Source organism: Citrobacter sp. RHBSTW-00881 (assembly GCF_013728515.1).
In the GTDB taxonomy this organism is placed as follows: Bacteria; Pseudomonadota; Gammaproteobacteria; order Enterobacterales; family Enterobacteriaceae; genus Citrobacter; species Citrobacter braakii.
In genome coordinates this window covers 1616927-1631542 of the sequence record NZ_CP056269.1, presented here as the reverse complement: position 1 = coordinate 1631542, position 14616 = coordinate 1616927, and the positions used below count along the sequence as shown (strand labels likewise).

Genomic DNA, 14616 nt, shown 5'->3' with positions numbered 1-14616 from the left:
CCATGTTTGAAGCAGCACCGATCAAAAAAATCTCGGTGGTCATTCCCGTTTTTAATGAACAGGAAAGCTTGCCAGAGTTAATCAGACGTACCAGCGCTGCCTGCGAAAAATTGGGCAAAGACTATGAAATTTTGCTAATTGATGACGGCAGCAGCGACCATTCCGCACAGCTGATGATGGACGCTTCCCAGGCACCGAACAGCCATATTGTTTCTATTTTATTGAATCGCAATTACGGGCAACACTCGGCGATTATGGCCGGTTTCAGTCATGTCACCGGCGACGTGATCATCACACTGGATGCCGATTTGCAAAACCCGCCGGAGGAGATCCCACGGCTGGTCGCCACCGCAGATGAAGGCTTCGATGTGGTCGGCACGGTACGTCAGAACCGTCAGGACAGCGTATTTCGTAAGACCGCATCGCGAATGATTAACCATCTGATTCAGCGCACCACCGGTAAAGCGATGGGCGACTACGGTTGCATGTTACGCGCTTATCGCCGCCATATCGTCGATGCCATGCTGCATTGCCAGGAGCGCAGCACCTTTATCCCGATTCTGGCCAACATTTTTGCCCGGCGCGCTACGGAAATCCCGGTACACCATGCAGAGCGTGAATTTGGTGACTCCAAATACAGCTTTATGCGTCTGATCAACCTGATGTATGACCTGGTGACCTGTCTGACCACAACGCCACTTCGTATGTTGAGCCTGTTGGGCAGCGTAATCGCCGCCACTGGCTTTATCTTGTCTATCCTGCTTGTGGTTCTGCGTCTGACGCTCGGTCCACAGTGGGCCGCGGAAGGGGTATTCATGCTGTTTGCCGTCCTGTTTACCTTTATCGGCGCACAGTTTATTGGCATGGGTTTACTCGGCGAATATATCGGTCGCATCTATAACGATGTCCGCGCCCGCCCCCGCTATTTTGTTCAACACGTTATCCGCCCACAAACCACGCAGCCAACCGAGGAAAACCGCGCATGAAAGCCATCGTATTTGCCTATCACGATATGGGATGTCAGGGTGTCCAGGCTTTGTTGGATGCCGGTTATGAAATCGCTGCCATTTTTACGCACACTGATAATCCGGGCGAAAAAGCATTTTTTGGTTCGGTTTCCCGCCTTGCCGCCAGCGCCGGAATTCCGGTTTACGCCCCGGACGAGATCAATCATCCCTTGTGGATTGAACGCATTAGCCAACTGGCGCCGGATGTTATCTTCTCGTTCTACTATCGTCATTTACTGAGTGATGAGATCCTCAGTCTTGCGCCTGCCGGGGCTTTTAATCTGCATGGTTCGTTGCTGCCGAAATACCGTGGTCGCGCGCCGCTGAACTGGGTATTGGTCAATGGCGAAACCGAAACCGGCGTCACGCTTCACCGCATGGTCAAACGCGCGGATGCTGGCGCCATTATTGCCCAGCAGCGCGTCGCTATTTCGCCGGATGACGTGGCGCTAACGCTGCACCATAAATTGTGCCAGGCTGCGCGTCACCTGCTGGAACAGGCACTGCCCGCGATTAAAACCGGGGATTATGCAGAACGCCCCCAACAAGAAGCAGATGCTACCTGTTTTGGTCGCCGTACACCGGAAGATAGCTTCCTCGACTGGAACACACCTGCCGTAGAGTTGCATAACCAGGTCCGCGCCGTCAGCGATCCGTGGCCGGGCGCATTTAGCTATGTCGGTACACAAAAGTTCACCGTCTGGTCATCGCGCGTTTGCGTCAATGACTCAGCGACCCAACCGGGTACCGTCATCTCCGTTTCTCCTTTGCTGATCGCCTGTGGCGATGGCGCCCTGGAAATTATTACCGGACAAGCTGGCGATGGTATTGCAATGCAAGGCTCGCAACTGGCTCAGGTTTTGGGCCTGGTTCCAGGCTCCCGCCTGAACAGTCAATCAGTTACCACCACTAAACGTCGTACACGCGTGCTGATCCTCGGCGTTAATGGCTTCATTGGTAATCATCTGACCGAACGCCTGCTGCAAGAAGATCATTACGAAGTGTATGGGCTCGATATTGGCAGTGACGCCATTGGACGTTTTCTGCAGCATCCGCGATTCCACTTCGTCGAAGGCGACATCAGTATTCACTCCGAATGGATTGAATACCATGTTAAAAAATGCGACGTCGTGCTGCCGCTGGTGGCGATCGCAACGCCAATCGAATATACCCGCAACCCGCTGCGCGTATTTGAGCTCGATTTTGAAGAGAACCTGAAAATCATTCGCTACTGCGTGAAATACCGTAAGCGCATCATTTTCCCGTCAACGTCCGAAGTCTACGGCATGTGTACCGACAAAGTCTTCGATGAGGACAGCTCGAATCTGATCGTCGGTCCGGTGAATAAACCACGCTGGATCTACTCCGTTTCCAAGCAGTTGTTGGACCGCGTAATCTGGGCGTACGGCGAAAAAGAGGGATTGCGCTTCACCCTGTTCCGGCCGTTTAACTGGATGGGACCGCGTCTGGACAGCCTTAACGCCGCGCGTATCGGCAGCTCACGCGCCATTACCCAACTGATCCTCAATCTGGTGGAAGGTTCACCGATTAAGCTGATTGAAGGCGGCAAGCAAAAACGCTGCTTTACCGACATTCGGGATGGTATCGAAGCCCTGTACCGCATCATTGAAAACGAAGGCGGACGCTGCGACGGTGAGATTATCAACATCGGTAATCCGCAGAACGAAGCGAGTATTCAGGAACTGGCAGAAATGCTGCTTACCTGCTTTGAAAAACATCCATTGCGTAGCCACTTCCCGCCGTTTGCCGGTTTCCGTGACGTCGAAAGCAGCAGCTACTATGGTAAAGGTTATCAAGACGTTGAACATCGTAAGCCCAACATCCGCAATGCGAAACGCTGCCTGAACTGGGAGCCCACCATTGAGATGCAGGAAACGGTAGAAGAGACGCTGGACTTCTTCTTACGCAGTGTGAATATCACGGAACACACATCATGACCCAAGTCGGCTTGCGCATAGATGTCGATACTTTCAGGGGGACGCGCGAAGGCGTGCCCCGCCTGCTGGAGACATTGAACCGACATAACGTGCGGGCAAGTTTTTTCTTTAGCGTTGGACCGGACAACATGGGACGCCACCTCTGGCGTCTTGTGAAACCACAATTTCTGTGGAAGATGCTGCGCTCAAACGCCGCATCACTTTACGGATGGGATATATTGCTGGCGGGAACCGCCTGGCCGGGAAAAGAGATCGGCCAGGCCAACGCGGCGATCATTGCGCAAACCGCCCTGATTCATGAAACCGGTCTGCATGCCTGGGATCACCATGCCTGGCAGGCGCGAAGCGGAAACTGGAATGATAAACAGCTGATTGATGATATTTCACGAGGCATCACGGCCCTTGAAACTCTTATCGGACAACCCGTCACCTGCTCTGCCGTTGCCGGATGGCGTGCCGACGATCGCGTCGTCCACGCCAAAGAAACGTTCCATCTGCGTTATAACAGCGACTGTCGGGGAACGTCGTTATTCCGTCCGGTGCTGACGTCCGGAAAAACAGGTACGCCGCAAATTCCCGTCACGCTACCCACCTGGGATGAAGTGGTTGGTCAGGAAGTCCAGGCGGTGGACTTCAACGCTTACATTCTCTCCCACATCCAGATGAGCAGAGGAACACCGGTGTATACCATTCATGCGGAAGTTGAAGGCATCGCCTTTCAGCAGAATTTTGACGAGCTGCTTACTCGCGCCGCAGACATGGGGATAACATTTTGCCCGCTCGGCGACCTGTTACCGGACGATGTTAGTTCGCTGCCAACAGGGCAGATCGTGCGTGGCAAAATATCCGGCAGAGAGGGATGGGTCGGCCGCCAACAACCAGTGAGTGTGACAAGATGAAACATACTGTCCGCTACACCCTGGCATTTATCGCTTTTATTGCGCTGTATTTTATTCTCCCCATCAACAGTCGCCTGCTGTGGCAGCCTGATGAAACGCGCTATGCCGAAATCAGTCGGGAAATGCTGACCTCTGGCGACGGGATCGTTCCGCACTTTTTAGGGCTGCGGTATTTTGAAAAACCGATTGCCGGATACTGGTTAAACAGCATCGGGCAATGGCTGTTTGGCGCCAATAATTTTGGCGTCAGAGCAGGAGCCATTTTTGCCACTTTGCTGACGGCGCTTATGGTAGCCTGGCTTGCCATGCGGTTGTGGCGGGATAAGCGCACCGCCGTACTCTCTTCGGTTATCTTCTTAACGTTTTTTTCGGTTTACAGCATCGGCACCTACGCGGTACTTGATCCCATCATTGCGCTCTGGCTAATGGCGGGCATGTGCTGCTTTTGGGAGGGGATGCAAGCCACCAGCAGAATGCGCAAAATTACCGCCTTTCTGCTGTTAGGGTTAACCTGCGGCATGGGCGTGATGACCAAGGGTTTCCTGGCACTCGCCATTCCTGTACTCAGCGTACTGCCGTGGGTTTTCGTACAAAAGCGCTGGAAAGATCTCATTATCTACGGTCTGCTGGCAGTAGTCGGTTGCATCGTGACTGTGCTGCCTTGGGGAATAGCGATTGCCCGGCGTGAGCCGGATTTCTGGCATTACTTCTTCTGGGTTGAACATATTCAACGCTTCGCGCAGGAGGATGCCCAACATAAGGCCCCCGTCTGGTACTACATTCCGGTATTGGTGGCTGGCGCATTACCGTGGCTCGGGCTGCTCCCCGGTGCGCTGCGTACGGGCTGGCGTGAACGGGATGTTCCGCGCAGCGCACTGTACCTGCTAAGCTGGATTATCATGCCAATTCTGTTTTTCAGCATCGCGAAAGGAAAACTGCCGACCTATATTCTTTCCTGCTTCGCGCCGCTGGCAATATTGACGGCGCGTTTCGGTCTGCAGGCCGCGCAAAAAGGTGCAACCGCGCTGCGCGTGAATGGCTGGATCAACGTTCTGTTCGGTGTAACCGGCATTGTCGCCACGTTTATTGTTTCTACACTGGGTCCATTAAAGACGCCGGTCTGGTCGCATATCGAAACGTATAAAGTGTTTTGTGCGTGGGGCATTTTTATCATCTGGACGCTCTTTGGCTGGTATACGCTAAATAACCGCGAGAAGAACTGGACGTTCGCAGCGCTGTGTCCATTAGGCCTGGCACTGTTGTTTGGCTTCTCCATTCCTGACCGGGTGATGGAATCTAAACAGCCACAATTTTTTGTCGAGATGACCAAAGAGTCGCTGGAGTCGAGCCGTTATATTCTCACCGACAGCGTTGGCGTCGCCGCGGGGCTGGCCTGGAGCCTGAAGCGTGACGACATCATAATGTACGGACAAACGGGCGAGTTAAAATATGGCCTTAACTACCCGGATGCCCAGGGGCGTTTTGTCGGTCGGGGGAACTTTGCCGAGTGGTTAGCGCAACATCGTCAGCAAGGAAACATTACGCTCGTGCTTTCAGTCGATAAGGATGAAGATATTAATCGACTTGCTATCCCTCCCGCTGACTATATCGATAATCAGGGGCGTCTGGTCCTGATTCAGTATCGGCCGAAATGATCTGGATAGCCTTAGTTCTCGCCAGCCTGCTCAGCGTCTGCGGTCAGTTATGTCAGAAGCAGGCGTCGCGACCCGTTCCCGTTCGAGCGCGAAAACGCCACATTACGCTATGGATTGGGCTTGCTCTGGCAAGTCTCGGTCTGGCCATGCTGCTATGGCTGGCGGTGCTGCAGAACATTCCGGTCGGCATCGCCTACCCCATGCTGAGTCTTAATTTTGTATGGGTGACTCTGGCTGCCTGGAAAATCTGGCGCGAACCCGTCACCCCGCGCCACTGGCTGGGTGTGGGGTTAATCATCACCGGCATCTTTATTCTTGGGAGCGCGGTGTAATGGGCATCTTTTGGGGATTATGCAGCGTTATTATCACTTCAGCCGCCCAGTTGAGTCTCGGCTTTGCGATGGATAATCTGCCGCCAATGCTGCAGCCGCAGCAATTCATTTCCGCCGTATTCTCTCTTAGCGTCGGCGCATTTGCTCTGTATGCCGGACTGGCAGGGTATTTACTGTCAGTGATTTGCTGGCATAAAGCGCTGCACCAGCTCGCACTGAGCAAAGCGTATGCCCTGCTCAGCCTGAGCTATGTACTGGTGTGGGTTGCATCAATGATCCTGCCCGGCTGGCAGGGAATATTTTCAGCGAAAGCGCTCGCCGGAGTGCTGTGCATCATGGCAGGGCTACTGACGATTTTTTTACCTTCACACCAGCGCCAACCCTGAGATTATTTATCTTCAGACAGTCGTAACAGGCGTTCCCATTCGTCGCACGTGTACTGTCTGGCATCAATTATTTTGATTAACCGTGAGGTATCGCGATTAATGCAATACAGTGCATCTTTCAGCGGTGAAAGGAGGTCTCCGGGCTTAACCCACTCGGAAGATTGCGCCTCAGCCAGCATCTTTAGCGAACCGCCGCTATCACAAAGTACGATATAGAGCCTGCCTGCTTTTTTGTGACAGCAAGACTTCTTCACATGCCATTCCATAGCGCACCTTTTGTTAAAAAATTTCACAACAGGTTACACATTAGCAGATAAACAAAATGACAATAGCGACTCAATAGCGAAAGTGAGAAATGTAATTACTGTTTGCTTAATTTTAAGAATGAAGCACTTACCCAATCTGACAGCGCACGACGAGAGATTTTAATCCCTCCGGATTTTAGTTCGGGTGGCAATGTCAGCCAGCATACTGGTTGCTGAAAGCGGGCCAGCTTATCTTTCACCCACTCTGCCAGATTTGTGTCACCGGCATTGGTGTCATACTCAACGACCGCCACCGGGCGATGACCAAACTCTTTGTCTTCTATCGGCACAATGAAGGCTTGCAGAACATGCGGATGCGCAGCAATCACGCGTTCCACCTCTTCCGGCTGTATGCCTTCCCCGCCGCTAAAGAACAGATTGTCCATCCGACCGACAAGGGTTAACTTGCCGTCCTTCAACAGCCCGCGATCGCGGGTGGCAAACCAGCCTTCCGCGTTTACTAAAGGAATCAGTTGCCCGTTACGCCAGTAACCTTGCGCCATGCTGGCGGCACGCAGCCAGACTTCACCATCAACGATTCTGACTTCTCTGCCTGCCAGGGGTGACCCTACATCCGCCAGGCCATCCGCCTCTTTCGCACAGACTGTAGAAGCAAACTCCGTTAAACCGTAACCGCACCAGCAGCGAATCCTTTGCTCGCGCGCCTGTTCCGTCAATTCAACAGGAATTGCCGCGCCACCCAGGAGCACGGCTTTGAGCGTTACCGCCGTTTTGTTGACCAGCAGGCGCCACAGCTGCGTGGGCACCAGCGAAGCATGAGTGCATCCAGCCAGCATTTGCTCCAACGGCTGCTTGTCGCGCACGGTCATTCGTGCCCCGGCAAACAACCAACGCCACAAAATACCCTGGCCGGAAACATGAAACAGCGGCAGCGAGAGCAGCCAGTCATCTTCAGCGTCAAACGGCATTAATGACAGCACCCCCTGCGCGCTTGCCAGATGAGCCTGACAGGTATGCACCGCTGCCTTTGGCAATCCGGTAGAACCTGAGGTTAACGTCATCGTACTCAAACGCTGGGGTAACCACGCGGCGGCATGCTTGCCTGGCACTGCCTGCATCTGCAACGGATGGAGTCCCGCGAGAACATTAGCGGTCTCAAGATCCAGCGCAAAACGCAGCGTTAAGTCCGGGACCAGCGCGTCAAGCAGCGATTGAGGCAGCTGTGGGTTCACAGGTAAAACCCGCGCCCCACATTGCAGCAATGCCAGCCAGGCCAGCAAAGCACGTGGATGATTCCAGGCGCGAAGCAGGACGCCATCGCCCTCTTCCACGCCCTGAGCGGCAAAACCGCTGGCCAGATGGTCAACGCGCATGCAGAGCTCGCTCCAACTTAATACTTCATCGTTGAGGCGTAGAGCAGGCACCTCTGCACGAACCTGTCGCCAGTGACGCCACGGCCAGTCATCGGGTTGTACCAGGCCCGATATGCTTACGCTATCGGGCGTTTCCCGCAGGGTCATAGCAGGCGTTCCAGCGCATCAACATCGATACACGGCAATGCGCTACCCGGCCAGGTGCGTACCTGCTGGCACTGCATCAGGCTCAGGGTATCCAGCCCCGGAATGGTCTGCGGCGTCAGCCAGGCGGCAATTCGCGCCAGTTGGGTTAAGCCCAGGCTCGACTCGATCGACGAACTAATAACAGCGGTGAGACCAAGTGCATGCGCCGCTTCCACCTGTTCGCGCACTTTTTCGAGACTGCCCGTCAGCGTAGGTTTGATAACCACTGCCTTGACGCCCTCTTCGGCTTCGAAGATGAAATCCGCTTCACGCAGGCTTTCATCCCAGGCAATGGCAATGCCGGTTTCACGCGCAAAAGCACGAGAGTCATCGCGGGTTTTGCATGGCTCTTCGAGAAAAGCGATGCGCCCGCGGTACTCTGGATTAACGTACTTCGCGAACTGCTGGGCTTTCAACGGCGTCCAGGCTCGGTTGGCGTCAAGACGTAAATGCAGCTCCGGAATAGCCTCAAGCAGCAGGTTGGCAACCATACCGTCGCGAACCGCTTCATACAGTCCGACCTTGATCTTCGCTACTTTTTCACCCGGCATGTCCGCCAGTTGCAGTACCAGATCATCAGGATCGCCCGTACACAGCGGCGCTGCACGGTAGTCTGCGTCTTCTGGCAATACGCCAGCCAGTTCGGCCAGCGCACAGCTTGCGCCAAAGGCGACCGAAGGCAGCTGCGGTAAGGAAGAATCCCCCTGTAGCCAGCCGTTGACCCAGGACAGCAGCTCGGTTTGCGCCTCTTCCCAACTCTCCTGACTGAAGCCCGGCAGCGGGGAGATCTCTCCCCACCCTTCGCGCTCGCCGTCACAAAGGCGAACGTACAGCCCGTCACGCGTTTTTAACCGCCTGTCGCGCAGAATCACCCCCGCGTCCATGGGGATCTGCCAGCGGTATACCTGCGCGCTACGCATTACGGATTCCGTTTAAATTTGCTGAAATCCGGCTGACGTTTCTGGTTAAAGGCGTTACGGCCTTCCTGACCTTCTTCCGTCATGTAGAACAGCATGGTGGCGTTACCCGCCAGCTCTTGCAGACCAGCCTGACCATCGCAGTCGGCGTTCAGTGCAGCTTTCAGGCAGCGCAACGCCATCGGGCTGTTTTGCAGCATTTCACGACACCAGCGTACGGTCTCTTTTTCCAGATCGGCCAGCGGAACCACGGTGTTTACCAGGCCCATATCCAGCGCTTGCTTCGCATCGTACTGACGGCACAGGAACCAGATTTCACGCGCTTTTTTCTGACCGACAATACGCGCCATGTAAGAGGCACCCCAGCCGCCATCGAAGGAACCGACTTTCGGACCGGTCTGGCCGAAGATGGCGTTTTCAGCCGCAATGGTCAGGTCACACATCATGTGCAGCACATGGCCGCCGCCGATGGAAAAGCCTGCAACCATCGCCACTACCGGCTTCGGACAGGTACGAATCTGGCGCTGGAAGTCCAGTACGTTCAGGTGATGCACACCGGAATCATCCTGGTATCCGCCGTAGTCACCGCGCACTTTCTGATCGCCACCAGCGCAGAACGCTTTGTCGCCAGCACCGGTCAAAATAATCACGCCAATGTTGTCATCGTAGCGAGCATCCGCCAGCGCCTGGATCATCTCTTTCACGGTGACCGGACGGAAGGCATTGCGTACCTGCGGACGATTAATGGTGATTTTTGCGATACCGTCGGTGGATTTCTCGTAGAGAATGTCGGTGTAGCCTTCAGAGCAATCGTGCCATTCTACCGGTGCGTAAAGCATTGTTTCATCAGGATAGATCATAAAATGTCCTATAGTCAGCGATGCAGAATCTGAGCCAGACAGTCCACCACGCCAGCGGGATTGGCCCGATGCGCGTTGTGTCCGGCATTACGAATCACATGGCTTGGTACGGATATTTCCGCCGCCAGAGCACGGAATTTATCGTCACGTTCACCACATAAATAATAAAACGGAAATGTGCGCGTAGTGAGTTGCGCACGTAAATCAGGTTGTACGGCTAGCGAGGTGGCCTCCAGCATCGCTGCCAGCGTATGCCCGTTATTCTGGCTACGCAGTACGACCAGCGCTTCTCTTTGCGCCGCATTCAGCGAGGAAAAAACCGGCTGTTGATACCAGTCAATAAACACCTCGCACAACGGCTCAGCGCGAAAACGCGCAGCCCAGCGACCATCAGAGAGGCGACGCTGAACGCGCGCCTCCTCACTTTGCAAGCCTGGATGTCCACCTTCAACCACCAGACCGCACAGTCCTGGCATCTCCTGACAAGCCGCCATCATCGCGACTCTGCCGCCAAGAGAGTAACCTACCAACCAGTATTTAAGTATGTTGTAACTAAGCAACGTGTTACGCAGCAAAGCGCTTACGTCGTCGAATCCGCTCACGCTGATGTCAGCGGAGCCACCGTGTCCCGGCAGGTCGATATACAGCCGCGAATAATTCTTAAACGCTTCGCCAACCGTCTGCCATTCCCGACAATCACCGGAAAAACCGTGCAGGAAAACCAGCCAGGGAAATCCCGTCTGGCCCACTTTCGCCTGCGCGTGCAGGATCATAGATGGCTTACCTGCGCCAGCAGTTGCTGCAGGGTTTGCGCCCCATCAGTTTCGTTTACCACCAGCTCAATCACCGTTGCCGCCGGAGTACGCCAGGCGTTAGTCAACGCGCTCTCCAGTTGCTCCCAGTTTTCCGGGCGCTGGTATTTAAGGTTAAACATGGCGGCAGCATGCTCAAAATGCACGTTCTGCGGCATCAGGTAGAACCGTTCGCGTTCGCTTGCTGGCGTCGGCAACAGGGAAAAAATTTGCCCGCCGTTATTATTGACCACTATCAGGACAAACGGCGCGGAAACCTGGCGCAATAACGCCAGCGCATTGAGGTCATACAGCGCAGATAAATCGCCGACGATAGCCAGCGTCGATTTCGCGCTGGCGCGCTGTACGCCTGCTGCCGTTGACAGCAGGCCGTCAATGCCGCTCGCGCCACGGTTGCTATAGACCGGGTAACCCGCCGGAAGCTGCGACAGCGCATCGATCAGGCGCACCACCAGACTGTTGCCCACGAACAGTTGCCCCTGCTCCGGTAAGTATTCGCGGATACGGTGGGCTAATTGCGCTTCACCAAACGCGTCGCGACGGGCTTCTACCGCCTGCCAGGCCAGTTGCGCCAGGCGTGGGATCTCCACGCACCAGGGCTGACGTTTCTCCGCCGGATGCAGCTCCAGCCAGTCGCCAACCGTCGCTACCAGCCTGCGCCCACGATGGTGAGCCGGATCAAGGCGGCCTTCGATATTATCGACAATCCAGTATTCCTGCGGATCACAGCTGGCCTGCCACTGCAGGAGCCGTTTTCCGGTCAGGCTACTGCCAAGCTGCACCACAATCTGCGCCTGCTGTAATTCAGTGACCGCTTTCGCATTTCCCAGCCACAGGTCGGCGCACGGCAAAGGTTGTCCGGTTTGCGACAGAACATCGCCAATCAGCGGCCAGCCTAGCATCTGCGCCCACTGCGCAACCTTTTTGCCCTCTTCCGCGCTCATGCGGCCTGCAACAACAACGCCGCGTTTTTGTCGCCAGAAAAACCAGTCACGCTGTTTGTCGCTTTCCAGTCGACGCGCTTCACGCAGCCAGGGTTTATCATCCTGCCACCAGTCGCCAAGGCGCTGCTGCCAGTCAATCCCCGTTTCGTCCATGTCGCCATACAGCGGTTCTGCAAATGGGCAATTGATATGAACCGCCCCGCTATGCAGCGCAGCTAAGGCGTTATCAATGGTGGATACCAGCCAACTAGCCGGAATGTTCTGGGTCGGGCGCGGTAAAGAGAGCGTTTGCGATGGATGCGAGGCAAACATTCCGGCCTGACGAATCGCCTGGTTAGCGCCGCAGTCGATAAGCTCAGGAGGTCTGTCAGCCGTGAGTAGAATCAGCTTTTCACCGGTCAGGCCCGCTTCAATCAACGCGGGATACAAATTTGCAACCGCCGTACCGGACGTCACAATCACAGCGACAGGCTGCCGGCTGACTTTTGCCAGACCTAAGGCCAGATGCCCAAGGCCACGCTCATCAAAATGAGTATGGTGAATAAAAGCGGGGTTTTCCGCAGCCGCCAGAGTCAACGGTGTAGAACGAGAGCCAGGGGCAATGCAGACATGCCTGACGCCGTGGCGAGTGAGTGCTTCCAGAATGACCGCCGCCCAGCGTCGGTTAAATGCGCTTACTGACATGAGATTGTCCGGTATCAATATTGCGACACAGTATAAAGAATCGAATAAATGGATTTTTGATATGAGTCGGTAATATACAACTCATTACCCTTCCATCTGTAATAAAGTGCGCAGTCCTGCCGCTTTATTGTCTATTTCTTGCCATTCCTGTTCAGGATCTGAACCACGCACGATCCCTGCCCCGGCATACAGGCGTACCACATTTTCACTAATTTTCGCCGACCGTAATGACACGCAAAACTCGCTTTGGCGCAGAGAAAGGTAACCCGCAGAACCGGCATACCACTCGCGTTCAAACGGTTCATTATGTTGGATAAATTCACGCGCCAGCTCACGCGGAATACCTGCGACTGCCGCCGTGGGCTGGAGCTGCATCAGACAAAGCGTATCATCAGCCTGATTCAGTTCCGTCCAGATACAGCGGCGCAGGTGCTGCACTTTGCGCAGTCTAAGCACCTGTGGCGGCAGCACATCAAGAGTTTGCGTACAGCCTTGCAGACGCTGGCAAATATCTTCGACCACCAGCATATTCTCGCGCTGGTTTTTATCATCTTTCATTAGCCATTCCCCCAACTGCCAGGCCCGATGATCCTCAGGGTGGTTGGCAACGGTTCCCGCCAGCGCCTCGGTGCGCAGCGCCGTGTCACGCCGCCGATACAGCCGTTCAGGGGAAGAACCAAGAAACGCACACTTTGCGGAGAACGCCATAAAGAAATGGTAGCAGTTCAGGTTTAGACGACGACTGGAAGCCATCACGGCCGCGGCGTTAACCGACTGGGAAAACTGTAAATCGGTCGCCCGCGCCAGCACGACCTTATCGAGTTGTTCCCCATTGATCGTTTGCGTGGCGAGTTTTATCAGGTCTGTCCAGCCAGTTTTATCCGGCCAGTTCTGTTCTCCCGTCAAACGCAGACGCAATGCGGGCAGCGGCTTTACGTTGGCGAGCGATGAGATAAACGCCACCGCCTGCGCGGCGTCTTCACGCAGCGACACGTCGCTAAAGAGATGTAAGCGTAAGCTTGCCACTCCGGCGCAACGTCGCCACTCCAACCGTGGCAATAACAAATGGCCGCGCTGAGGCTCAAAGGCATTCAGGCCCCAGATACGCAGGTCAGGATTATCATTATGCTGATGTAAAAAATGCTGGGCTAATTCGAGAGAGGAAAATGTAGCAACAGCGCCCAGTACGGCGGCTTCTTCATCGCCATTACGCTGTTGCCAGTAAAACTGGGGCCAGACGGGTTGACTGGCCAGCCATCCTAAAGCGTCAAACGCATCATTCAGTGGGAAAGGGATATCGTAAATACGAATTCCAGGTGCTGCTGGTATCTCTTGCGACAAATGACGCATCAGACTTTCCAGCGCAGTAGTGATTGAATGCACGCGGACCTCTCCCTGTTAAAAACCTCACATTATACGGGGTACTGAGCAGAAAAAGCAGTACCCCCAGTTAGGGAGTACGTACAAATGCGCTGACGGAATGGAATTTATCGCCGTGCTAACAATAATCCCATCACTAAACCGACCGTGGCGCCAACGCCGATTCCGCGCCAGGGTTTTTCATGCACATAATCATCCGCCCGGCAAACGGCTTTCTTCGCGCGGTAATAGTAGCTGTCAGAGGCGTGGCTGACGCGATTTCTCACCTCTTCTAACGCCCGCTCTGCCCGCGCTTTTAACTCAAGGTATTTTTGATCGGCTGGATCGCCGGAAGAACGCAGCACCTCCTCCAGCGTTTCACTCAATAATTCCAGATCGTCATCGATACGTGATTCATAAGAATGAAAAGACATTTTATTCTCCCTTTCTATTGACGTACCCGCTAACTATAGACAATCAGGCGTGTTTGCGCCTGTTTACGCCTGATGTGTTTCCCGCGCCATTCCGACGTGTGGAATACCGTCTTCGTCATAAATATCCGTGACCGGCACAAAGCCAAAGCGCGCATAGAATGATTGCAAATGTGCCTGCGCCCCCAGATACAGCGCCTTGTGCGGCCAATGCTGCGTACAGGAGGCCAACGTCTGAGTCATTAGCTGTTGCCCCAATTTTTCACCCCGCAGCGCTTCGCTTACAATCACCCGACCAATGACGACCGGCTCAAGCTCATCATCGCTTTTCAGAATCCTCGCATACGCCACCAGTTCATCGTTATGCCAACCCAGAATGTGCCGGTTTTCACCACTCAGGTCATCACCATCCACATCCTGATACGGACACCGTTGCTCAACAACAAATACCGCACAGCGAAGCTCAAGAATAGCGTACAGCTGCTGTGTATTGAGCTTTGCATGGTGGAGATCTTGCCAGTGAATCATAGTCTGCCCCTTTGTTGTG

Annotated in this window: 15 protein-coding genes; 6 read left to right on the top strand and 9 right to left on the bottom strand. The window is 54.6% G+C overall.

All coding sequences use genetic code 11. The features are described 5' to 3' along the window. The first annotated feature begins 2 nt into the window (after nt 1-2). From arnC to arnF, 6 genes are read left to right on the top strand one after another with little or no spacing between them, the layout of a single operon-like run. The gene (arnC, locus tag HV311_RS07740; protein ID WP_191220932.1) at nt 3-986 is read left to right on the top strand and encodes an undecaprenyl-phosphate 4-deoxy-4-formamido-L-arabinose transferase; all 984 of its coding nucleotides are present in this window, start codon (nt 3-5) and stop codon (nt 984-986) included. Beyond that, nucleotides 983-2965, top strand: coding sequence for a bifunctional UDP-4-amino-4-deoxy-L-arabinose formyltransferase/UDP-glucuronic acid oxidase ArnA (gene arnA, locus HV311_RS07735; protein ID WP_191220931.1), 1983 nt, complete (start codon nt 983-985; stop codon nt 2963-2965). Before arnC ends, arnA begins: the two co-directional genes overlap by 4 nt. Then, complete coding sequence (gene arnD / locus HV311_RS07730) at nt 2962-3864, top strand: 4-deoxy-4-formamido-L-arabinose-phosphoundecaprenol deformylase (RefSeq protein WP_191220930.1); 903 nt, start codon at nt 2962-2964, stop codon at nt 3862-3864. Before arnA ends, arnD begins: the two co-directional genes overlap by 4 nt. Beyond that, the gene (gene arnT, locus HV311_RS07725; RefSeq protein WP_131405181.1) at nt 3861-5519 is read left to right on the top strand and encodes a lipid IV(A) 4-amino-4-deoxy-L-arabinosyltransferase; all 1659 of its coding nucleotides are present in this window, start codon (nt 3861-3863) and stop codon (nt 5517-5519) included. The genes arnD and arnT overlap by 4 nt, the downstream gene beginning before the upstream one ends. Then, nucleotides 5516-5851 (top strand): 4-amino-4-deoxy-L-arabinose-phosphoundecaprenol flippase subunit ArnE, encoded by a 336-nt coding sequence (arnE, locus tag HV311_RS07720; RefSeq protein ID WP_016153819.1) that lies wholly within the window; start codon nt 5516-5518, stop codon nt 5849-5851. Before arnT ends, arnE begins: the two co-directional genes overlap by 4 nt. Continuing rightward, nucleotides 5851-6237, top strand: coding sequence for a 4-amino-4-deoxy-L-arabinose-phosphoundecaprenol flippase subunit ArnF (gene arnF, locus HV311_RS07715; RefSeq protein ID WP_016153820.1), 387 nt, complete (start codon nt 5851-5853; stop codon nt 6235-6237). The genes arnE and arnF overlap by 1 nt, the downstream gene beginning before the upstream one ends. 2 nt (nt 6238-6239) lie before the next feature. Here the strand turns inward: arnF and pmrD are convergent, their stop codons facing one another. From pmrD to HV311_RS07670, 9 genes are all read right to left on the bottom strand, one after another. Next, nucleotides 6240-6503, bottom strand: coding sequence for a signal transduction protein PmrD (gene pmrD / locus HV311_RS07710; protein WP_191220929.1), 264 nt, complete (start codon nt 6501-6503; stop codon nt 6240-6242). Nucleotides 6504-6598: 95 nt separating this feature from the next. After that, nucleotides 6599-8023 carry an o-succinylbenzoate--CoA ligase gene (gene menE, locus HV311_RS07705; RefSeq protein WP_191220928.1) on the bottom strand — a complete coding sequence of 475 codons (1425 nt, stop codon included), beginning with the start codon at nt 8021-8023 and terminating at the stop codon, nt 6599-6601. After that, complete coding sequence (menC, locus tag HV311_RS07700; protein ID WP_191220927.1) at nt 8020-8982, bottom strand: o-succinylbenzoate synthase; 963 nt, start codon at nt 8980-8982, stop codon at nt 8020-8022. Before menC ends, menE begins: the two co-directional genes overlap by 4 nt. Continuing rightward, entirely contained in the window at nt 8982-9839 is an 858-nt protein-coding gene (menB, locus tag HV311_RS07695) for a 1,4-dihydroxy-2-naphthoyl-CoA synthase (protein ID WP_003027671.1), read from the bottom strand. The genes menC and menB overlap by 1 nt, the downstream gene beginning before the upstream one ends. Nucleotides 9840-9853: 14 nt before the next feature. After that, nucleotides 9854-10612, bottom strand: coding sequence for a 2-succinyl-6-hydroxy-2,4-cyclohexadiene-1-carboxylate synthase (gene menH, locus HV311_RS07690; RefSeq protein ID WP_191220926.1), 759 nt, complete (start codon nt 10610-10612; stop codon nt 9854-9856). After that, nucleotides 10609-12279, bottom strand: a complete 1671-nt coding sequence (gene menD, locus HV311_RS07685; RefSeq protein ID WP_049042370.1) for a 2-succinyl-5-enolpyruvyl-6-hydroxy-3-cyclohexene-1-carboxylic-acid synthase — start codon at nt 12277-12279, stop codon at nt 10609-10611. Before menD ends, menH begins: the two co-directional genes overlap by 4 nt. Before the next feature lie 84 nt (nt 12280-12363). Then, on the bottom strand, nt 12364-13662 hold the full coding sequence (menF, locus tag HV311_RS07680; protein ID WP_103928409.1) for an isochorismate synthase MenF: 1299 nt from the start codon (nt 13660-13662) through the stop codon (nt 12364-12366). A 104-nt stretch (nt 13663-13766) separates the two neighbouring features. Next, nucleotides 13767-14072 (bottom strand): stress response protein ElaB, encoded by a 306-nt coding sequence (elaB, locus tag HV311_RS07675; RefSeq protein WP_003027683.1) that lies wholly within the window; start codon nt 14070-14072, stop codon nt 13767-13769. Nucleotides 14073-14135: 63 nt separating this feature from the next. Further along, nucleotides 14136-14597, bottom strand: a complete 462-nt coding sequence (locus HV311_RS07670) for a GNAT family N-acetyltransferase (protein ID WP_181633449.1) — start codon at nt 14595-14597, stop codon at nt 14136-14138. Nucleotides 14598-14616: the final 19 nt, after the last annotated feature.